We start from the raw sequence: 20581 nt of genomic DNA, 5'->3' as shown, positions 1-20581 counted from the left end.
GCCGCCGGGGGGGCTTGCCGCCCGGGCGCGGCCGCGCGGTGCCCGCCCCGGGGGTCGCCGGGCCCGTCGGGCCGGGCGCCGCCGCGGCGGGGCGGGGCCACGGACCGTACTCTTGAGCACGTGCAGGAACTCCACGATGCCCCCCTCGCCCCGCTGACCACCTTCCGGCTCGGTGGCCCCGCGACCCGTCTGATCACCGCGACGACCGACGCCGAGGTGATCGCCGCCGTCCGCGAGGCCGATGACTCCGGGACCCCGCTGCTGCTCATCGGCGGCGGCTCGAACCTCGTCATCGGGGACAAGGGCTTCGACGGCACGGCGCTGCGCATCGCCACGAAGGGCTTCGAACTCGACGGTACGAAGCTGGAGCTGGCCGCCGGCGAGGTGTGGACCGACGCCGTCGCCCGCGTCGTGGAGGCCGGGCTCGCGGGCATCGAGTGCCTCGCCGGAATCCCCGGCTCGGCAGGCGCGACGCCGATCCAGAACGTGGGGGCGTACGGCCAGGAGGTCTCGTCGACGATCACCGAGGTGATCGCTTACGACAGGAAGACCCACGAGACGGTCACCATTGCGAACGCCGAGTGCGACTTCTCGTACCGTCACAGTCGCTTCAAGGCCCATCCTGACCGCTTCGTGGTCCTGCGGGTGCGCTTCGCCCTGGAGGACGCCCAGGGGATGAGCGCGCCGCTCAAGTACCCGGAGACGGCCCGCACGCTCGGCGTGCAGGCGGGCGACCGGGTCCCCGCGGCTGTCGCCCGTGAGACCGTCCTGAAGCTCCGCGCGGGCAAGGGCATGGTGCTCGACCCCGAGGACCACGACAGCTGGTCGGCCGGGTCGTTCTTCACCAACCCGATCCTCACCGAGGACGAGTTCACCGTCTTCCACGCGCGCGTGGCCGACCGCCTCGGCCCGGATGTCGCGCCTCCCGCCTTCCCGACGGACGACGGCCGCGTGAAGACCTCCGCCGCCTGGCTGATCGACAAGGCGGGCTTCACCAAGGGCTACGGCGAAGGCCGGGCCCGCATCTCCACCAAGCACACCCTCGCCCTCACCAACCGCGGCGGCGCGACCACCGAGGACCTCCTTGCCCTCGCCCGCGAGGTTGTCGCCGGGGTGCGGGACGCCTTCGGGGTCACGCTGGTCAACGAGCCGGTGACCGTCGGCGTCAGCCTGTAACCGCCCTCTCCGTAGAGGGCGGTCGGCCACAGGGCGGCCGCTAGTAGGCGTAGTAGGCCACTAGTAGGCGACGCCCACGCCCTGCTTCACCGTCGCCAGATCGTCGATCGCCGCCAGCATCGCGTGCGCCACATCCGCCCTCCCCAGGAACCTTCCGCTGGCCGGAGTGCCCCCGACCACCCGGCGGTAGACGCCCGTCGCCGGCTTGTCCTGGAGTCGCGGCGGGCGCACGGACGTCCAGTCCGTCGCGCTGTGCGCCAGCTCGGCCTCCATGGCCCGCAGATCGTCGTACACCGCCTTCAGGATCCTGCTGACCAGGGACCCCGCGATCCGGTCGATCACCGGCTGACGCTCGGCGGGCGGGCCGACCGGCGCCGCGCTCACCACCACAAGCCTGCGCACCCCCTCGGCCTCCATGGCATGCACCACCGACCGCGTGAGGGTGGTCGCCACCCCTGCCCGGGCGTCCGCCGTCCCGCGCGCCCCGAGCCCCGAGAGCACCGCGTCCCGTCCTGCCACCGCGCCCCGCAGCGACTCCGGGTCCTTCAGGTCGGCCCGGAAGACTTCCAGGCCGTCTCCCGTCGCCGAAAGCCGCGCGGGATCGCGCACGACCGCCGTGACCTCGTGCCCCGTAGCGAGCGCCTGCCGGACGATCTCCCCGCCGACACCGCCGGTCGCACCGAAAACCGTGAGCTTCATTGCGTACCCTCCCCAGGTGGGTAAGTGTTCACTCACCCTTAGGGTGAGTATCCACTCACCCTTTCGTCAAGCTTGCTTGGACGGCACATGCAGCTGAAGCCCACCCGGGCCCGCATCCTCGACGCGGCCCATGAACTCATGCTCACCGTCGGCCTCTCCCGTGCCACCACCAAGGAGATCGCCAAAGCGGCGGGCTGCTCCGAAGCGGCGCTCTACAAGCACTTCGCCAGCAAGGAAGAGCTGTTCGTGGGCGTCCTCCAGGAGCGGCTGCCCCGCCTGGGTCCGCTGCTGCACCGCCTCGCCGAGGACCCGGGGGAGCGCACGGTGGAGGAGAACCTCGCCGAGATCGCCCGCCTGGCCAGCCACTTCTACGCCGAGAGCTTCCCGATCGCCGCGTCCCTCTACGCCGAGACCAAGCTCAAGCGCCGCCACGAGGACTCCATGCGGGAGATGGGCACGGGCCCGCACATGCCCATCGAGGCCCTCGACGCCTATCTCCGCGCCGAACGCGACGCCGGCCGCATCGACCCGGGGGCCGACACCTTCGCCGCCGCCTCACTGCTCCTGGGCGCCTGCGCCCAGCGTGCCTTCGCCTACGACTCCACGGTCGGCAAGCGGCCCCCGCAGCCCGTCGACGAATTCGCCGCCGCCCTGGCCCGCACCCTCCTGGCGGGCATCAGCCGCTGAGCCACTCCTGGATCCCGGACAGCAGCTTCTCCTGTACGTCGGCGGGGGCCGCCGAGCCGCGGACCGACTGCCGGGCCAGTTCGGCGAGCTCGGCGTCCGAGAAGTCGTGGTGCCGGCGCGCGATCTCGTACTGGGCGGCGAGCCGCGACCCGAAGAGCAGCGGGTCATCGGCCCCGAGCGCCATCGGCACCCCGGCGTCGAACAGCGTCCGCAGCGGCACGTCCTCGGGCTTCTCGTAGACGCCGAGCGCGACGTTCGACGCCGGGCAGACCTCGCACGTCACGCCTCGGTCCGCGAGCCGCTTCAGGAGCCGCGGGTCCTCGGCGGCCCGCACCCCGTGCCCGATCCGCGCCGCGTGCAGGTCGTCCAGGCAGTCCCGCACTGAAGCGGGCCCGGTCAGCTCACCGCCGTGCGGCGCCGCGAGCAGACCGCCGTCGCGCGCGATCGAGAAGGCCCGGTCGAAGTCCCGTGCCATGCCCCGGCGTTCGTCGTTCGAGAGCCCGAAGCCGACGATGCCCCGGTCCGCGTACCGCACCGCGAGCCGCGCCAGCGTGCGGGCGTCCAGAGGGTGCTTCATGCGGTTCGCGGCGACCAGCACGCGCATTCCGAGGCCGGTCTCCCGCGAGGCGCTCTCGACGGCGTCCAGGATGATTTCCAGGGCCGGGATGAGCCCACCGAGCCGCGGCGCGTACGACGTCGGGTCGACCTGGATCTCCAGCCACCCCGACCCGTCCCGCAGATCCTCCTCGGCGGCCTCCCGCACAAGGCGCCGGATGTCCTCGGGCTCGCGCAGACAGGAGCGCGCGGCGTCATAGAGCCGCTGGAAGCGGAACCAGCCGCGCTCATCGGTAGCCCGGAGCTTCGGCGGCTCCGCGCCGGTCAGCGCCTCCGGGAGCCGCACGCCGTACTTGTCGGCGAGTTCGAGCAGGGTCGTGGGCCGCATCGACCCGGTGAAGTGCAGGTGCAGATGGGCCTTCGGCAGCTCTCTTACGTCTCGTACACGCTCCATCCAAGGATCTTGCCGTACGCACACGGCGTCCCGGTAGCGCCTTTCCACCTTCGGGACCTTCCCCGAACGAAGAAACGGGCCGCCTCTCCCAGAGGAGAGACGGCCCGCACGCGCGCGTGGAGCGCGAAAACCGGCGGCCCCTAGTCGCGGGCCTCGGCCAGCAGCTTCTGGATCCGCGAGACGCCCTCGACGAGGTCCTCGTCACCCAGGGCGTACGAAAGACGCAGGTAACCCGGCGTCCCGAAGGCCTCACCCGGAACGACCGCGACCTCGGCCTCCTCCAGGATCAGCGCGGCAAGATCGACGGAGTTCTGCGGGCGCTTGCCGCGGATCTCCTTGCCGATGAGGCCCTTCACCGAGGGGTACGCGTAGAAGGCGCCCTCGGGCTCCGGGCAGAACACGCCGTCGATCTCGTTCAGCATCCGCACGATGGTCTTGCGGCGCCGGTCGAAGGCCTCGCGCATCTTCTCGACGGCGGTCAGATCACCGGAGACGGCGGCGATGGCGGCCACCTGCGCGACATTGGAGACGTTCGACGTCGCGTGCGACTGGAGGTTCGTCGCGGCCTTCACGACGTCCTTCGGGCCGATGATCCAGCCCACCCGCCAGCCGGTCATCGCATACGTCTTGGCCACGCCGTTGACCACGATGCACTTGTCGCGCAGCTCGGGCAGGAGCGCAGGCAGCGAGGTGAACGTCGCGTCTCCGTAGACGAGGTGTTCGTAGATCTCGTCGGTCAGGACCCACAGGCCGTGCTCGAGGGCCCAGCGGCCGATCGCCTCGGCGTCGGCCCTGTTGTAGACGGCGCCGGTCGGATTGGAGGGCGACACGAAGAGGACGACCTTCGTGCGCTCCGTGCGGGCGGCCTCCAACCGCTCCACCGAGACGCGGTAGCCGGTGGTCTCGTCGGCGACGACCTCGACCGGCACACCGCCCGCGAGACGGATCGACTCCGGGTACGTCGTCCAGTACGGAGCCGGGACGATGACCTCGTCGCCCGGGTCGAGGATCGCGGCGAACGCCTCGTAGATGGCCTGCTTGCCGCCGTTCGTCACCAGGATCTGGGAGACCTCGGGCTCGTACCCGGAGTCGCGCAGCGTCTTCGCGGCGATCGCGGCCTTGAGCTCGGGAAGCCCGCCCGCCGGCGTGTAGCGGTGGTACTTCGGGTTCTTGCAGGCCTCGATGGCGGCCTCGACGATGTAGTCGGGCGTCGGGAAGTCGGGCTCGCCCGCACCGAAGCCGATCACGGGCCGTCCTGCGGCCTTGAGGGCCTTCGCCTTGGCGTCTACGGCGAGGGTCGCGGACTCGGAGATCGCGCCGATGCGGGCGGAGACCCGGCGCTCGGTGGGAGAAGTGGCAGCGCTCATGACCCCATCGTTCCAGACCCGAAACGGCCCCGGCACGCACGTTTCCATGACCACCGGATCTGAAGCTGTTCGACGGAGCGCCGCTGAGCACGTACACTCACTGCTCGTTGGCCCTCACCGGCCGCGCCCTCTCAACGCACTCTGTGCACCGGGACGGATGCGGTAGGTTGGGGGAAATCAAAGGGTCGTAGCTCAATTGGTAGAGCACTGGTCTCCAAAACCAGCGGTTGGGGGTTCAAGTCCCTCCGGCCCTGCTACACACACCTCTCGCCAGGATGTGTGCGCATGTACGTACTGCATTGCACCGCCGTGCGGCTCAACCGGGCGCGGCACGGCCACGACCCGGAATCAGGTGAGGACGAGTGACGGACGCCGTGGGCTCCATCGACATGCCTGATGCCCAGGACGAGGCGCCGGAGTCCAAGAAGAAGGCCCGCAAGGGTGGCAAGCGCGGCAAGAAGGGCCCCTTCGGCCGTCTCGCGCTCTTCTACCGCCAGATCGTCGCGGAACTCCGCAAGGTCGTCTGGCCGACTCGCAGTCAGCTCACGACGTACACCACCGTGGTGATTGTCTTCGTCGTCATCATGATCGGCCTCGTGACCGTGATTGACTATGGGTTCAACCAGGCCGTCAAGTACGTCTTCGGCTGAGCCGAGAGCGAAGGGCGCCGTTCCCGGCGCCCGTTTCGCGCGTTCCACCCCTCTGTATCCAGGAAGAAGCAGCCACCGTGTCTGACCCGAACCTGAACGACGCCATCGAGTCGGCGGAGTCCGTGGAGGACCAGCTCGACATCGTCGAGGCGGCGGACGCCGAGGACCCGGACCAGGCCGAGGCTGCCGACGCCGCCGCGGGCGCACCCGCCGAGGAGGCGGCCCTGCACGTCGAGACCGAGCCCGGTGACGAAGCCGACGCCGAGGTCGACGAGGCCGTCGCCGAGGACGAGACCGAAGAGGCCGGCGAAGCCGCTGAGGCCGCCGAGTCCGTCGAGGACGAGGAGGAGGCCGAGCCGGTCGACCCGATCGTCGCCCTGCGCGAAGAGCTCCGCACCCTCCCCGGCGAGTGGTACGTCATCCACACGTACGCCGGTTACGAGAACCGCGTGAAGACCAACCTCGAGCAGCGTGCCGTCTCGCTGAACGTCGAGGACTTCATCTTCCAGGCCGAGGTGCCGCAGGAAGAGGTCGCGCAGATCAAGAACGGCGAGCGCAAGACGATCCGTCAGAACAAGCTCCCCGGCTACGTCCTGGTGCGCATGGACCTGACGAACGAGTCCTGGGGCGTCGTCCGCAACACCCCCGGCGTCACCGGCTTCGTGGGCAACGCCTACGACCCGTACCCGCTGACCCTGGACGAGATCGTCAAGATGCTCGCCCCGGAGGCCGAGGAGAAGGCCGCCCGCGAGGCCGCCGAGGCCGAGGGCAAGCCCGCTCCGCAGCGCAAGGTCGAGGTCCAGGTCCTGGACTTCGAGGTGGGCGACTCGGTCACCGTCACCGACGGCCCGTTCGCGACGCTGCAGGCGACGATCAACGAGATCAACGCCGACTCGAAGAAGGTCAAGGGCCTCGTCGAGATCTTCGGCCGCGAGACCCCGGTCGAGCTCAGCTTCGACCAGATCCAGAAGAACTAGCCTTCGCGGTTTCCTCTGGAACACACGCTTCCGACCAGGTCAGACGGGCTGTCAAAGCCGGTCTGACCTGCTCGGTTTTTAGCTGCACGACGATACCCGTTATCGTTGTGCGGTATGCCTCCATCCGGATGACCGGACGGCGGCTGAAAACTCTCACTAGGACCCGGAGAGAGCAATGCCTCCCAAGAAGAAGAAGGTCACGGGGCTCATCAAGCTCCAGATCCAGGCCGGCGCCGCCAACCCGGCTCCGCCGGTCGGCCCCGCGCTGGGCCAGCACGGCGTCAACATCATGGAGTTCTGCAAGGCCTACAACGCCGCGACCGAGTCGCAGCGTGGCTGGGTCATCCCGGTGGAGATCACGGTCTACGAAGACCGCTCCTTCACCTTCGTGACCAAGACTCCGCCGGCCGCCAAGATGATCCTCAAGGCCGCGGGTGTCGAGAAGGGCTCCGGCGAGCCGCACAAGACCAAGGTCGCCAAGATCACCGAGGCGCAGGTCCGCGAGATCGCCACCACCAAGATGGAAGACCTCAACGCCAACGACCTGGACGCCGCGTCGAAGATCATCGCCGGCACCGCCCGCTCCATGGGCATCACGGTCGAGGGCTGAGAACCTCCCCCGTCTGACCTTTCTCAGTGGTAGGGCCAAGCGCTGGTCCGCACCACGACTCCATACCTGAACCAACAGGAGCAGAAGTGAAGCGCAGCAAGACTCTCCGCGCTGCGGACGCCAAGATCGACCGGGAGAAGCTGTACGCCCCGCTCGAGGCCGTCCGTCTCGCCAAGGAGACCTCCGCGACCAAGTTCGACGGTACCGTCGAGGTCGCCTTCCGCCTGGGTGTCGACCCGCGCAAGGCCGACCAGATGGTCCGTGGCACCGTGAACCTCCCGCACGGCACCGGCAAGACCGCCCGGGTCCTGGTCTTCGCGACCGGTGACCGTGCTGCGGCCGCGGAAGCCGCTGGGGCCGACATCGTCGGCGCCGACGAGCTGATCGACGAGGTCGCGAAGGGCCGCCTGGACTTCGACGCCGTCGTCGCCACCCCGGACCTCATGGGCAAGGTCGGCCGCCTCGGCCGCGTGCTCGGTCCGCGTGGTCTGATGCCGAACCCGAAGACCGGCACCGTCACCCCCGACGTCGTGAAGGCTGTCAACGACATCAAGGGCGGCAAGATCGAGTTCCGCGTCGACAAGCACTCGAACCTGCACTTCATCATCGGCAAGGTGTCCTTCGACGACACCAAGCTGGTGGAGAACTACGCCGCGGCGCTGGAGGAAGTCCTCCGTCTGAAGCCGTCGGCCGCCAAGGGTCGTTACATCCGGAAGGCCGCCCTCACCACCACGATGGGCCCCGGCATTCCGCTGGACAGCAACCGCACCCGCAACCTCCTCGTCGAGGAGGACCCGGCCGCCGTCTGAAACTGACGGCAGCCGCGTCGCGTACGCGTTCTGTGGACGGGCCCCGCAACCTTTCGAGGTGCGGGGCCCGTCCTCGTATTAGCGCATGTCCGTCAGAGCTGTCAGAGGACTGCGCTAGCGTGCAGGCTTCAGACGAGTACAAGGGGTGGGACGGCATGAACAGCACGACCATGCGACGTGCGGGTCTCTCGATCGCGGTGGCCGCCGCGCTGACCGGGGTCGCGGCCTGCGGCTCCTCCGGCGGCTCCGGGGGCGGTGAAGGCGAAGGCAAGGGCAAGGGGAAGGGCTCGGTGGCCCTCAGCCCGATAGCCGCCCTGCGCACCATCGAGAACAAGACCGACGACGCCGACTCGGCCAAGGTCGAGGGCAAGACGGTGATGGGCACCCAGATGTCGATGGACATGGACGGGGAGATGGCCTGGAAGGACGGCATCACCGGGAACGTCACCGCGACGCTCACGGGTGGCACCCAGGCCGAGCAGATGAAGCAGATGGGGCAGTCGGAGATCGACTACCGCTATCTCAAGAGCGGCTTCTACGCCAACATGGGCGACGAGTTCGCGGCCAAGGCGGGCGGCGGCAAGCACTGGATCGAGTACGACTACGCCACGCTGGCCGAGATGGGCGGCGCCGCGGGCGATGCCTTCAAGGACCAGATGCAGAACACCACCCCGAACCAGTCGGTCAAGATGCTGCTCGCCTCGGGCGACGTGAAGCGCGTGGGCGAGGAGACGGTGCGCGGGACCAGGACGACGCACTACTCCGGAGAGGTCGACGTCGCCGACTTCACCGGCAAGAACGCGGACCTTGACGCGGGTCAACTGGCCGAGCTGAAGAAGCAGTTCAGCCAGGCCGGCATGAGCACCGAGACGATCGACATCTGGGTCAACGACGACGATCTGCTGGTCAAGAAGACCGAGAAGGCCGACATGAAGACCGGCGCCTTCTCCCAGACGGTCTACTACAGCGACTACGGCACCCCGGTCACCGTCGAGAAGCCCCCGGCCTCGGACACGGTGAGCTTCAAGGACCTCATGAACCAGCAGCCGCAGGCCTGACCTCGAAGGTCAGGTAGTCTCGCCACGAAATATGTCGTTCATGTGTTCCTAGGGGTGGGGTCATGACTGTTGTTTCCGTACGTGGGGACAAGGGACGTAAGAGAGTGGCGGGCGCCGTGCTCGCCACCGCGCTGCTCTGCACCGGCGCGGTGGCCTGCCAGGGCTCCGACAGCAGCAAGAAGACCAAGGGGGCGGGCTCGGGGGAGACCCAGTCCCGGTCGCAGGTGACCGAGGTCATCACTGCCGCGTACAAGAAGACGTCGGCTGCCAAGTCGGCCAAGGTCGAGATGACCATGTCGGCGCCGGCCTCGATGGGCGGCGAATCCGGCGAGATGAAGATGTCCGGCGTCATGGGCTGGGACCCGACCGTCATGGATGTGACGATGACGGGCTCCGCGCTCACGGCGGGCGACCCGGACGCTCCGGAGAAGGTCCGGATGCTCTGGCGCGACAACGTGATGTACATGGACATGGGCGAGGCCGCGGCCAAGGGCATGGGCATGGACGGCAAGCGCTGGATGAAGATGGACCTCAACGCCATCGCAGAGCAGGCCGGTGACAAGAAGCTCGCGAAGCAGATGACCGGCGGCCTGGACAGCATGAACCAGGACCCGGCGCAGCAGCTCGCGCTGCTCCTGGACTCGCCGAACCTGAAGCACGTCGGCTCCGCGAAGGTCGACGGCGTACAGACGCAGCGCTACAAGGGCCGGCTCACCGTCAAGGAAATGATGGAGAGCAACAAGGGGCTCGACGACGTGCTCAGCAAGAGCGAGCGCGATGAGCTCTTCAAGGGCATCGAGAAGTCCGGGATCAAGGGGTACGACACCGAGGTCTGGGTCAATGAGGACGACTACCCCGTCCGCATGGACATCGACGTCAAGAGCCCCGAGGGCACGATGAAGACCTCGCAGAAGTTCTCCGACTACGGCTCCGCCGCCAAGGTGACCGCGCCGCCGGCCGGGGAGACCTTCGATCTGATGGAGATGTTCAAGGAGCTCGGCGACCTCGGCAAGGACGGTGCCGGCTCCGGAGCCGACAGCGGCTTCTGAGCGAGCTTCTGACCGATTTGCTTGACGCGAACCCGTTCGCGTACTCTTCCACAGAAGCCAAAGACCGCTGGTCGTTGCCGTGCGCTCGCAAGAGAGTGCGGTGGCCGAAGGATCCGCTGAAACTGCGGACGACCCGCGCAGGTGACTGTGGAAGTGCTCCCGGACGGGATTCCGTCAGGTCGAGCTCACGCCCCGTGCACCTGTGCCGGGGCGTTTTGTTTTGTCAGCCCCTTCTGAGCGGTCCTCATCACCCGGAAGGAGGCCGACGCTCTATGCCGACGCCCGACAAGGCTGCCGCGGTAGCCGAGCTCACGGACAAGTTCCGCAGCTCGAACGCCGCCGTGCTGACCGAGTACCGGGGTCTCACCGTGGCCCAGCTCAAGCAGCTGCGCCGTTCGCTCGGTGAGAACTCCGAGTACGCCGTGGTGAAGAACACGCTGACCAAGATCGCGGCCAACGCTGCCGGGATCACCACGCTCGACGACCAGTTCAACGGTCCGACGGCGGTTGCCTTCGTCACCGGTGACCCGGTGGAGTCGGCGAAGGGTCTTCGTGACTTCGCCAAGGAGAACCCCAACCTCATCATCAAGGGCGGTGTCCTTGACGGTAAGGCGCTGACCGCCGATGAGATCAAGAAGCTCGCGGACCTCGAGTCCCGCGAGGTTCTGCTCGCCAAGCTGGCGGGCGCCATGAAGGCCAAGCAGTCCCAGGCTGCCGCGGTCTTCCAGGCGCTTCCCTCGAAGTTCGTCCGCACCGCGGAGGCGCTTCGTGCCAAGCAGGCCGAGCAGGGCGGTGCCGAGTAATTCGGCTCGCGCATTGATCGACGCCCGCTAGGGCGCCGGTCGCAGCGGGCCCAACGTACGCCCGCCTTCATATACACCCGGCACCAGCCGAATTAGTGGAAGGATCGCCCATCATGGCGAAGCTCAGCACCGAAGACCTGCTTGCCCAGTTCGAGGAGCTCACCCTCCTTGAGCTCTCCGAGTTCGTGAAGGCGTTCGAGGAGAAGTTCGACGTCACCGCCGCCGCTCCGGCCGCCGTTGCCATCCAGGGTGGCGCTGCCGCTCCGGCCGAGGCCGAGGCCGAGCAGGACGAGTTCGACGTCATCCTCACGGGCGCCGGCGAGAAGAAGATCCAGGTCATCAAGGTCGTGCGCGAGCTGACCTCCCTGGGTCTGAAGGAGGCCAAGGACCTCGTCGACGGCACCCCGAAGCCGGTCCTCGAGAAGGTCGCCAAGGACGCCGCGGAGAAGGCCGCCGAGGCCCTCAAGGGCGCCGGCGCCTCCGTCGAGGTCAAGTGACCTCGCGAGTCGTCTGACTCCTTTTGAGCGTCGCTCAGGCGACGCTTGCCAAGGGCGATCACCCATCTGGGTGGTCGCCCTTCGGCGTTCCCCGGCGCACCCCGACGGCTACCTTGCGCTGCCCGTCGCGACGAGTATGGTGATCTTCGTTGTGCCTCGGGACAGCCGTGACGGTGACGCCCTGAGAGCCAAGTCTGGGCAGGGGGGCCTTGACGAACCGCACGCAGCGCGCAATTCTCAGGACGCGTCGTCACAACGATCCGCATCCGAGGCATGGATCGGCGACGAAGAGGGCAGTATCGATGTGCGTTGAGGACGTGGCTTGCCGCAGGTGTTGAGAAAAACGAGGGTCTCCCAAAACCCGCACTGGACATCAGTGGGCCGAGTGGCTACACTGACCCTTTGCGCTGCCTGTTAGCTGCCTCCTGCCCGTCACCAGGGGCATGCCCATGCTTGAGCACTGTGGATCAGATCTTCCCTGACCTGGCCAAATAGCCAATCAGGAGGGTCTGTCTCTGTGCCCAGCCTGGGACCGGTACGCGCGTAGTGAGTCCGAGCCCTCGGAAGGACCCCCTCTTGGCCGCCTCGCGCACTGCCTCGACCGCGAATACGAACAACGGCGCCAGCACCGCCCCGCTGCGCATCTCCTTTGCAAAGATCAAGGAGCCCCTCGAGGTTCCGAACCTTCTTGCGCTGCAGACCGAGAGCTTTGACTGGCTGCTCGGCAATGAAGCGTGGAAGGCTCGTGTCGAGGCGGCTCTGGACAGCGGACAGGACGTCCCCACCAAGTCCGGTCTGGAAGAGATCTTCGAGGAGATCTCTCCGATCGAGGACTTCTCTGGGTCGATGTCGCTGACGTTCCGCGACCACCGTTTTGAGCCTCCGAAGAACTCCATCGACGAGTGCAAGGAGCGCGACTTCACGTTCGCCGCCCCGCTCTTCGTCACGGCTGAGTTCACCAACAACGAGACCGGCGAGATCAAGTCCCAGACGGTCTTCATGGGCGATTTCCCGCTCATGACGAACAAGGGCACCTTCGTCATCAACGGCACCGAGCGTGTCGTCGTGTCGCAGCTGGTCCGTTCGCCGGGTGTCTACTTCGATTCCTCGATCGACAAGACGTCCGACAAGGACATCTTCTCCGCCAAGATCATCCCGTCCCGGGGTGCCTGGCTGGAGATGGAGATCGACAAGCGCGACATGGTCGGTGTGCGCATCGACCGCAAGCGCAAGCAGTCGGTCACCGTTCTGCTCAAGGCTCTCGGTTGGACGACCGAGCAGATCCTCGAGGAGTTCGGCGAGTACGAGTCCATGCGCGCCACCCTGGAGAAGGACCACACCCAGGGCCAGGACGACGCGCTGCTCGACATCTACCGCAAGCTGCGTCCGGGCGAGCCGCCGACCCGTGAGGCCGCCCAGACGCTTCTTGAGAACCTCTACTTCAACCCGAAGCGCTACGACCTCGCGAAGGTCGGCCGCTACAAGGTGAACAAGAAGCTGGGTGCGGACGCTCCGCTCGACGCGGGCATCCTCACGGTCGAGGACATCATCGCCTCGATCAAGTACCTGGTGAAGCTGCACGCGGGTGAGACCGAGACCGTTGGCGACAGCGGCATGTCGATCGTCGTCGAGACCGACGACATCGACCACTTCGGCAACCGTCGTCTGCGCAACGTCGGCGAGCTCATCCAGAACCAGGTCCGTACGGGTCTGGCTCGTATGGAGCGCGTCGTCCGTGAGCGCATGACGACTCAGGACGTCGAGGCGATCACGCCGCAGACCCTGATCAACATCCGGCCGGTCGTCGCCTCCATCAAGGAGTTCTTCGGCACCAGCCAGCTGTCGCAGTTCATGGACCAGAACAACCCGCTGTCGGGTCTCACCCACAAGCGCCGTCTGTCGGCGCTTGGCCCGGGTGGTCTCTCCCGTGAGCGGGCCGGCTTCGAGGTCCGTGACGTTCACCCGTCCCACTACGGCCGCATGTGCCCGATTGAGACGCCTGAAGGCCCGAACATTGGTCTGATCGGTTCGCTCGCCTCGTACGGCCGCGTCAACGCGTTCGGCTTCGTCGAGACGCCGTACCGCAAGGTCGTCGAGGGCGTCGTCACCGACGACGTCGACTACCTGACGGCCGACGAAGAGGACCGCTTCGTTATCGCCCAGGCCAACGCCGTCCTTGGCGAGGACATGCGCTTCACCGAGTCGCGCGTCCTCGTCCGCCGTCGTGGCGGCGAGATCGACTACATCCCCGGCGACGACGTCGACTACATGGACGTCTCGCCGCGCCAGATGGTGTCGGTCGCGACCGCGATGATCCCGTTCCTCGAGCACGACGACGCCAACCGTGCCCTCATGGGCGCGAACATGATGCGTCAGGCCGTGCCGCTGATCACCGCCGAGGCTCCCCTCGTCGGCACCGGCATGGAGTACCGCTGTGCGGTCGACGCCGGTGACGTGATCAAGGCCGAGAAGGCGGGTGTGGTCCAGGAGGTCTCCGCGGACTACGTCACGGTCACCAACGACGACGGCACGTACACCACGTACCGCATCGCCAAGTTCTCCCGGTCGAACCAGGGCACCTCCGTCAACCAGAAGGTTGTCGTCGACGAGGGCGCCCGCGTGATCGAGGGCCAGGTTCTGGCCGACGGTCCCGCGACCGAGGAAGGCGAGATGGCGCTGGGCAAGAACCTGCTCGTCGCCTTCATGCCTTGGGAGGGTCACAACTACGAGGACGCGATCATCCTGTCGCAGCGCCTCGTGCAGGACGACGTCCTCTCCTCGATCCACATCGAGGAGCACGAGGTCGACGCCCGTGACACCAAGCTCGGCCCGGAGGAGATCACCCGGGACATCCCGAACGTCTCCGAGGAGGTCCTCGCCGACCTCGACGAGCGCGGCATCATCCGTATCGGTGCCGAGGTCGTCGCCGGCGACATCCTCGTCGGCAAGGTCACGCCCAAGGGTGAGACCGAGCTGACGCCGGAGGAGCGCCTGCTCCGCGCGATCTTCGGTGAGAAGGCGCGCGAGGTGCGCGACACCTCGCTGAAGGTGCCGCACGGTGAGATCGGCAAGGTCATCGGCGTACGCGTCTTCGACCGTGAAGAGGGCGACGAGCTGCCGCCGGGCGTGAACCAGCTGGTTCGTGTCTACGTGGCGCAGAAGCGCAAGATCACGGACGGTGACAAGCTCGCCGGTCGTCACGGAAACAAGGGCGTCATCTCCAAGATCCTCCCGATCGAGGACATGCCCTTCCTTGAGGACGGCACGCCCGTCGACATCATCCTCAACCCGCTGGGTGTCCCGTCCCGAATGAACCCGGGTCAGGTCCTGGAGATCCACCTCGGCTGGCTCGCCAGCCAGGGCTGGGACGTCTCCGGTCTCAGCGAGGACTGGGCGCAGAGCCTGCAGCGCATCGGCGCCGACCAGGTCGACCCGCGGACGAACGTCGCGACTCCGGTCTTCGACGGCGCCCGCGAGGACGAGCTGTCCGGCCTCCTCGAGCACACCATCCCGAACCGCGACGGCGACCGCATGGTCCTCCCGTCCGGCAAGGCGCGGCTGTTCGACGGGCGCTCCGGCGAGCCGTTCCCGGACCCGATCTCGATCGGGTACATGTACATCCTCAAGCTGCACCACCTGGTCGACGACAAGCTGCACGCCCGCTCGACCGGTCCGTACTCCATGATCACCCAGCAGCCGCTGGGTGGTAAGGCTCAGTTCGGTGGGCAGCGCTTCGGTGAGATGGAGGTGTGGGCGCTTGAGGCTTATGGCGCCGCGTACGCACTCCAGGAGCTGCTGACGATCAAGTCCGACGACGTGACCGGCCGCGTGAAGGTCTACGAGGCCATCGTCAAGGGCGAGAACATCCCCGAGCCCGGCATTCCTGAGTCCTTCAAGGTGCTCATCAAGGAAATGCAGTCCCTGTGCCTCAATGTGGAGGTGCTGTCCTCGGACGGCATGTCCATCGAGATGCGTGACACCGACGAGGACGTCTTCCGCGCTGCGGAAGAGCTCGGCATCGACCTGTCCCGGCGCGAGCCGAGCAGCGTCGAAGAGGTCTGACGGGTCTGGCCGGGACCTCCTCGTGAGGTCCCGGCCCCGCCCCGGACCCGTACAGACCATGATTGAGACACGACCCCGAAAGAGGGATTGACGACAAGTGCTCGACGTCAACTTCTTCGACGAGCTGCGGATCGGCCTTGCCACCGCGGACGACATCCGACAGTGGTCGCACGGCGAGGTCAAGAAGCCGGAGACCATCAACTACCGCACGCTCAAGCCCGAGAAGGACGGACTCTTCTGCGAGAAGATCTTCGGTCCGACCCGGGACTGGGAGTGCTACTGCGGTAAGTACAAGCGTGTCCGCTTCAAGGGCATCATCTGCGAGCGCTGCGGCGTCGAGGTCACTCGCGCCAAGGTGCGTCGTGAGCGGATGGGCCACATTGAGCTGGCCGCCCCTGTCACGCACATCTGGTACTTCAAGGGCGTTCCGTCGCGTCTCGGCTACCTGCTTGATCTCGCCCCGAAGGACCTCGAGAAGGTCATCTACTTCGCGGCGTACATGATCACGTTCGTGGACGAGGAGCGCCGTACGCGTGACCTGCCCTCCCTGGAGGCGCACGTCTCCGTGGAGCGTCAGCAGGTCGAGAACCGTCGCGACTCCGACCTCGAAGCCCGCGCCAAGAAGCTCGAGACCGACCTGGCCGAGCTCGAGGCCGAGGGCGCCAAGGCCGACGTACGCCGCAAGGTGCGCGAAGGTGCCGAGCGTGAGATGAAGCAGCTGCGTGACCGTGCGCAGCGCGAGATCGACCGTCTCGACGAGGTGTGGAACCGCTTCAAGAACCTCAAGGTCCAGGACCTGGAGGGTGACGAGCTGCTCTACCGCGAGCTGCGTGACCGCTTCGGCACGTACTTCGACGGTTCGATGGGTGCCGCTGCTCTGCAGAAGCGCCTTGAGTCGTTCGACCTGGATGAGGAAGCCGAGCGGCTTCGCGAGATCATCCGTACCGGCAAGGGCCAGAAGAAGACCCGTGCGCTCAAGCGCCTCAAGGTCGTCTCCGCGTTCCTGCAGACCAGCAACAGCCCCAAGGGCATGGTGCTCGACTGCGTGCCGGTCATCCCGCCGGACCTGCGTCCGATGGTGCAGCTGGACGGTGGCCGCTTCGCGACCTCCGACCTGAACGACCTGTACCGCCGCGTCATCAACCGCAACAACCGCCTGAAGCGGCTTCTCGACCTCGGTGCTCCCGAGATCATCGTGAACAACGAGAAGCGCATGCTTCAGGAGGCCGTGGACGCCCTCTTCGACAACGGTCGTCGTGGTCGCCCGGTCACCGGTCCCGGTAACCGCCCGCTGAAGTCCCTGAGCGACATGCTCAAGGGCAAGCAGGGTCGATTCCGTCAGAACCTTCTCGGTAAGCGTGTGGACTACTCCGCGCGTTCCGTGATCGTCGTCGGTCCGCAGCTGAAGCTGCACCAGTGTGGTCTCCCGAAGGCCATGGCACTGGAGCTCTTCAAGCCGTTCGTGATGAAGCGCCTGGTCGACCTGAACCACGCGCAGAACATCAAGAGCGCCAAGCGGATGGTCGAGCGCGGCCGCACGGTCGTGTACGACGTCCTGGAAGAGGTCATCGCCGAGCACCCGGTTCTCCTGAACCGTGCGCCCACGCTGCACCGCCTCGGCATCCAGGCCTTCGAGCCGCAGCTGGTCGAGGGCAAGGCCATTCAGATTCACCCGCTCGTCTGCACCGCGTTCAACGCGGACTTCGACGGTGACCAGATGGCCGTGCACCTGCCGCTCTCCGCGGAGGCGCAGGCCGAGGCCCGCATCCTGATGCTGTCCTCGAACAACATCCTGAAGCCGGCCGACGGCCGCCCGGTGACGATGCCGACGCAGGACATGGTCCTGGGTCTCTTCTTCCTCACCACGGACGAGGAAGAGCGCAAGGTCATCGGCGAGGGCCGGTCCTTCGGCTCCACGGCCGAGGCGATCATGGCGTTCGACGCCAAGGAGCTCTCGCTCCAGGCGAAGGTCGACATCCGCTTCCCGGTGGGCACCATCCCGCCGCGCGGCTGGACCCCGCCGGCCGTCGAGGAGGGGGAGCAGGAGTACCAGCAGGGCGACAGCTTCCGTCTCCGTACGACGCTGGGCCGTGCGCTCTTCAATGAGCTGCTGCCCGAGGACTACCCGTTCGTCGACTACTCGGTGGGCAAGAAGCAGCTCTCCGAGATCGTCAACGACCTGGCCGAGCGCTACCCCAAGGTCATCGTGGCGGCGACGCTCGACAACCTGAAGGCGGCGGGCTTCTACTGGGCGACCCGTTCCGGTGTCACCGTGGCCATCTCCGACGTCGTGGTCCCCGAGGCCAAGAAGGCGATCGTCGCTGGCTACGAGGCGCAGGACGAGAAGGTCCAGAAGCAGTACGAGCGCGGTCTGATCACCAAGGACGAGCGCACGCAGGAGCTCATCGCGATCTGGACCAAGGCGACCAACGAGGTTGCCGAGGCGATGAACGCGAACTTCCCCAAGACGAACCCCATCTTCATGATGGTTGACTCGGGTGCCCGAGGAAACATGATGCAGATGCGTCAGATCGCCGGTATGCGTGGTCTGGTGTCGAACGCCAAGAACGAGACGATCCCGCGCCCGATTAAGGCCTCCTTCCGTGAGGGCCTGTCGGTGCTTGAGTACTTCATCTCGACTCACGGTGCTCGTAAGGGTCTTGCGGACACGGCTCTCCGTACCGCCGACTCCGGTTACCTCACCCGTCGTCTGGTCGACGTCTCGCAGGACGTCATCATTCGCGAGGAGGACTGTGGCACCGAGCGCGGTCTGAAGCTGAAGATCGCGGTCAAGGGCGAGGACGGTGTGCTCCGCAAGACGGAGAACGTCGAGACCTCGGTGTACGCCCGCATGCTGGCCGAGGACGTCGTCATCGACGGCAAGGTCATCGCGCCGGCGAACGTCGACCTCGGTGACGTGCTCATCGACGCCCTGGTCGCCAACGGCGTGGAGGAGGTCAAGACCCGCTCGGTCCTGACCTGTGAGTCCGCGGTCGGCACCTGTGCCTTCTGCTACGGCCGTTCGCTCGCCACCGGCAAGCTGGTCGACATCGGTGAGGCGGTCGGCATCATCGCCGCCCAGTCCATCGGTGAGCCCGGTACCCAGCTGACGATGCGTACCTTCCACACCGGTGGTGTGGCCGGTGACGACATCACCCAGGGTCTGCCCCGTGTCGTCGAGCTCTTCGAGGCTCGTACGCCGAAGGGTGTCGCCCCGATCTCCGAGGCCGCGGGCCGTGTCCGCATCGAGGAGACCGAGAAGACGAAGAAGCTCGTCGTGACCCCGGACGACGGCAGCGACGAGACGGCGTTCCCGATCTCGAAGCGTGCCAAGGTCCTGGTGCGCGAGGGTGACCACGTCGAGGTGGGCCAGAAGCTCACCTTCGGTGCCACCAACCCGCACGACGTGCTGCGGATCCTCGGTCAGCGCGCGGTCCAGGTCCACCTGGTCGGCGAGGTCCAGAAGGTCTACAACTCGCAGGGTGTGTCGATCCACGACAAGCACATCGAGATCATCATCCGGCAGATGCTGCGCCGCGTGACGATCATCGAGTCCGGCGACGCGGAGCTGCTGCCGGGCGAGCTCGTCGAGCGCTCGAAGTTCGAGACCGAGAACCGTCGGGTCGTGACGGAGGGTGGCCACCCGGCCTCCGGCCGTCCGCAGCTGATGGGTATCACCAAGGCCTCGCTGGCGACGGAGTCGTGGCTGTCCGCGGCTTCCTTCCAGGAGACGACCAGGGTCCTGACGGACGCGGCGATCAACGCCAAGTCCGACTCCCTGATCGGCCTCAAGGAGAACGTCATCATCGGTAAGCTCATCCCGGCCGGTACGGGCCTGTCCCGCTACCGCAACATCCGGGTGGAGCCGACCGAAGAGGCCAAGGCAGCGATGTACTCGGCCGTCGGCTACGACGACATCGACTACTCGCCGTTCGGCACGGGCTCCGGCCAGGCTGTTCCGCTGGAGGACTACGACTACGGGCCTTACAACCAGTAGGAGTGGCTCCTCTTGAGCGAGTGAGTCGCTTGAGTTGAGTTGAAGGGCGGTCACCCCGGTTCGTACGGGGTGGCCGCCCTTCGGCGTTTCCCGACCGGGCCGGTCACAGGTACGGGCGTAGACGGTGGATGCGGGTCGGGTAGTCGGGATGCGTGGAGAGCAGTTGGTCCAGCAGCCTGGGGGCGGCGAGCTTGTGCCCGGCGGCGGCCATGGCCTGCCGTTTGGCTTCGGTCTCGGTCGCGTGCATGGCCTGCAGCACCTGGGCCAGCATGGGGGCGAATCCGAGCGCGGCGGCGTGCTGATCCGCGCGAAGCTCGGCCCGCCGACCGACGGCGGCGATCAGATAGGGAGTGACGAGCAGCAGCAGCGGCAGCCCGTACAGGCGGGTGATTGTGGTGTAGCTGATGATGCAGATCACGAGCACCAGCGCTGCTGTCGCCACCCAGGAGAAGTAGCTGGTGAACGCCAGGGCGTAGGCGACGATCAGTCGGATCGCGTACCAGGCCGCACGCCCCGGCAGCGCGTACCAGTAGCCGAGCAGCGAAACCCAGACGTGGCCGCCAGTGTGATGGCCCAGCTCGTGGGCGAGTACGGCTGCGAGCTGCGAGCTCGGCAGCCGGTCGAGTGCGAACCGGGTGACCCCGACGATGTGACCGCCTGCGGCATAGGCGTTGAGGTCGTCGCTGTCCTCGACCCAGAGTTCGTAGGCCTGGCCGTCGACGCCCGCGCGTGCGGTCACCTCGCGCCAGACCGGAGCGAGACGCGCGTACTCCTCGGGCATCGGACGCTGCAGTCGCAGCAGATACCGGGCGAAGAAGTCTTCCGTGGGGCGGTGGAAGACCATGGCCCCGGACAGCAGCCAGACCAGCGGCAGTATCCAGAACGGAATGCCCAGCCAGGCATCCAGACCGCCGGATATCAGGAGCAGGACCAACAGGCTCATGAGCGTGCCGGGCAGATGCAGGACGAGCTGGCCGAAGGCCGTGGCGTCGAGCCCGCGCTGATGGGCGGTGAAGTGGAGACGGCCGCCGCGGTGCCGGTAGTCCAGGTCGTCAGGGGCAGGCGTGTCGTCGTCAGGGGGTTCGGGCTGTTGTGGTGAGGGTGGTCGAGCCATGGTCAGCCTCCGGGAGA

The 20581-nt window shown here is 67.0% G+C and carries 15 protein-coding genes, 1 tRNA gene and 1 pseudogene; 13 read left to right on the top strand and 4 right to left on the bottom strand.

Translation table 11 applies throughout. From position 1 onward, the window contains the following. Positions 1–105 precede the first annotated feature (105 nt). A pseudogene (locus AB0O76_RS10215) lies at positions 106–1176 on the top strand (UDP-N-acetylmuramate dehydrogenase); the annotation flags it as partial. 60 nt (positions 1177–1236) lie between these two features. Here the strand turns inward: AB0O76_RS10215 and AB0O76_RS10210 are convergent. After that, a complete protein-coding gene (locus tag AB0O76_RS10210; RefSeq protein ID WP_365487409.1) occupies positions 1237–1875 on the bottom strand; it encodes an NAD(P)H-binding protein in 639 nt (212 codons plus the stop codon). 87 nt (positions 1876–1962) lie between these two features. Here AB0O76_RS10210 and AB0O76_RS10205 point away from each other — a divergent pair, with 87 nt between their 5' ends. After that, positions 1963–2562 (top strand): TetR/AcrR family transcriptional regulator, encoded by a 600-nt coding sequence (locus tag AB0O76_RS10205; RefSeq protein ID WP_365487406.1) that lies wholly within the window; start codon positions 1963–1965, stop codon positions 2560–2562. Here AB0O76_RS10205 and AB0O76_RS10200 read toward each other — a convergent pair. Further along, positions 2552–3571 carry an adenosine deaminase gene (locus AB0O76_RS10200; RefSeq protein ID WP_365487403.1) on the bottom strand — a complete coding sequence of 340 codons (1020 nt, stop codon included), beginning with the start codon at positions 3569–3571 and terminating at the stop codon, positions 2552–2554. The two genes, AB0O76_RS10205 and AB0O76_RS10200, sit on opposite strands and share 11 nt — an antisense overlap. Positions 3572–3711: 140 nt before the next feature. Continuing rightward, positions 3712–4938, bottom strand: coding sequence for a pyridoxal phosphate-dependent aminotransferase (locus tag AB0O76_RS10195; protein WP_365487400.1), 1227 nt, complete (start codon positions 4936–4938; stop codon positions 3712–3714). A 181-nt stretch (positions 4939–5119) separates the two neighbouring features. On the opposite strand from AB0O76_RS10195, the gene AB0O76_RS10190 reads away from it, so the two are divergent. The 11 genes from AB0O76_RS10190 to AB0O76_RS10140 all read left to right on the top strand — a co-directional run bounded on the left by AB0O76_RS10190 (position 5120) and on the right by AB0O76_RS10140 (position 19450). After that, positions 5120–5192: transfer RNA gene (locus tag AB0O76_RS10190), tRNA-Trp, on the top strand. 108 nt (positions 5193–5300) lie between these two features. After that, positions 5301–5588 carry a preprotein translocase subunit SecE gene (secE, locus tag AB0O76_RS10185; RefSeq protein ID WP_190084400.1) on the top strand — a complete coding sequence of 96 codons (288 nt, stop codon included), beginning with the start codon at positions 5301–5303 and terminating at the stop codon, positions 5586–5588. Between the two features lie 77 nt (positions 5589–5665). Then, positions 5666–6565, top strand: coding sequence for a transcription termination/antitermination protein NusG (gene nusG, locus AB0O76_RS10180; protein ID WP_365487395.1), 900 nt, complete (start codon positions 5666–5668; stop codon positions 6563–6565). 175 nt (positions 6566–6740) lie between these two features. Then, the gene (gene rplK / locus AB0O76_RS10175; RefSeq protein WP_160506641.1) at positions 6741–7175 is read left to right on the top strand and encodes a 50S ribosomal protein L11; all 435 of its coding nucleotides are present in this window, start codon (positions 6741–6743) and stop codon (positions 7173–7175) included. An 86-nt stretch (positions 7176–7261) separates the two neighbouring features. Next, positions 7262–7984, top strand: coding sequence for a 50S ribosomal protein L1 (gene rplA / locus AB0O76_RS10170; RefSeq protein WP_365487392.1), 723 nt, complete (start codon positions 7262–7264; stop codon positions 7982–7984). Positions 7985–8139: 155 nt separating this feature from the next. Then, the gene (locus tag AB0O76_RS10165; protein WP_365487389.1) at positions 8140–9042 is read left to right on the top strand and encodes a hypothetical protein; all 903 of its coding nucleotides are present in this window, start codon (positions 8140–8142) and stop codon (positions 9040–9042) included. 62 nt (positions 9043–9104) lie between these two features. Further along, positions 9105–10091 (top strand): hypothetical protein, encoded by a 987-nt coding sequence (locus AB0O76_RS10160; RefSeq protein WP_365487386.1) that lies wholly within the window; start codon positions 9105–9107, stop codon positions 10089–10091. 272 nt (positions 10092–10363) lie between these two features. Beyond that, complete coding sequence (rplJ, locus tag AB0O76_RS10155) at positions 10364–10894, top strand: 50S ribosomal protein L10 (RefSeq protein WP_365487383.1); 531 nt, start codon at positions 10364–10366, stop codon at positions 10892–10894. Between the two features lie 113 nt (positions 10895–11007). Then, a complete protein-coding gene (gene rplL / locus AB0O76_RS10150; RefSeq protein ID WP_365487380.1) occupies positions 11008–11391 on the top strand; it encodes a 50S ribosomal protein L7/L12 in 384 nt (127 codons plus the stop codon). Positions 11392–11967: 576 nt separating this feature from the next. Next, entirely contained in the window at positions 11968–15453 is a 3486-nt protein-coding gene (gene rpoB / locus AB0O76_RS10145) for a DNA-directed RNA polymerase subunit beta (RefSeq protein WP_365487377.1), read from the top strand. A 97-nt stretch (positions 15454–15550) separates the two neighbouring features. After that, entirely contained in the window at positions 15551–19450 is a 3900-nt protein-coding gene (locus AB0O76_RS10140; RefSeq protein WP_365487374.1) for a DNA-directed RNA polymerase subunit beta', read from the top strand. 103 nt (positions 19451–19553) lie between these two features. Here the strand turns inward: AB0O76_RS10140 and AB0O76_RS10135 are convergent, their stop codons facing one another. Further along, a complete protein-coding gene (locus AB0O76_RS10135; RefSeq protein WP_365487371.1) occupies positions 19554–20564 on the bottom strand; it encodes a M48 family metalloprotease in 1011 nt (336 codons plus the stop codon). Positions 20565–20581: the final 17 nt, after the last annotated feature.

Source organism: Streptomyces sp. NPDC086554 (genome assembly GCF_040686095.1).
Classification (GTDB): Bacteria; Actinomycetota; Actinomycetes; order Streptomycetales; family Streptomycetaceae; genus Streptomyces.
Note: the sequence above shows the minus strand (reverse complement) of the source record. Positions and strands in the feature narration are given on the sequence as shown.

Coding starts and splice junctions, on each gene's coding strand:
- AB0O76_RS10210 (WP_365487409.1), bottom strand. CDS start 1,875: ATGAAGCTCACGGTTTTCGGTGCGACCGGCGGTGTCGGCGGGGAGATC.
- AB0O76_RS10205 (WP_365487406.1), top strand. CDS start 1,963: ATGCAGCTGAAGCCCACCCGGGCCCGCATCCTCGACGCGGCCCATGAA.
- AB0O76_RS10200 (WP_365487403.1), bottom strand. CDS start 3,571: ATGGAGCGTGTACGAGACGTAAGAGAGCTGCCGAAGGCCCATCTGCAC.
- AB0O76_RS10195 (WP_365487400.1), bottom strand. CDS start 4,938: ATGAGCGCTGCCACTTCTCCCACCGAGCGCCGGGTCTCCGCCCGCATC.
- rplK (WP_160506641.1), top strand. CDS start 6,741: ATGCCTCCCAAGAAGAAGAAGGTCACGGGGCTCATCAAGCTCCAGATC.
- AB0O76_RS10165 (WP_365487389.1), top strand. CDS start 8,140: ATGAACAGCACGACCATGCGACGTGCGGGTCTCTCGATCGCGGTGGCC.
- AB0O76_RS10160 (WP_365487386.1), top strand. CDS start 9,105: ATGACTGTTGTTTCCGTACGTGGGGACAAGGGACGTAAGAGAGTGGCG.
- rplJ (WP_365487383.1), top strand. CDS start 10,364: ATGCCGACGCCCGACAAGGCTGCCGCGGTAGCCGAGCTCACGGACAAG.
- rplL (WP_365487380.1), top strand. CDS start 11,008: ATGGCGAAGCTCAGCACCGAAGACCTGCTTGCCCAGTTCGAGGAGCTC.
- AB0O76_RS10135 (WP_365487371.1), bottom strand. CDS start 20,564: ATGGCTCGACCACCCTCACCACAACAGCCCGAACCCCCTGACGACGAC.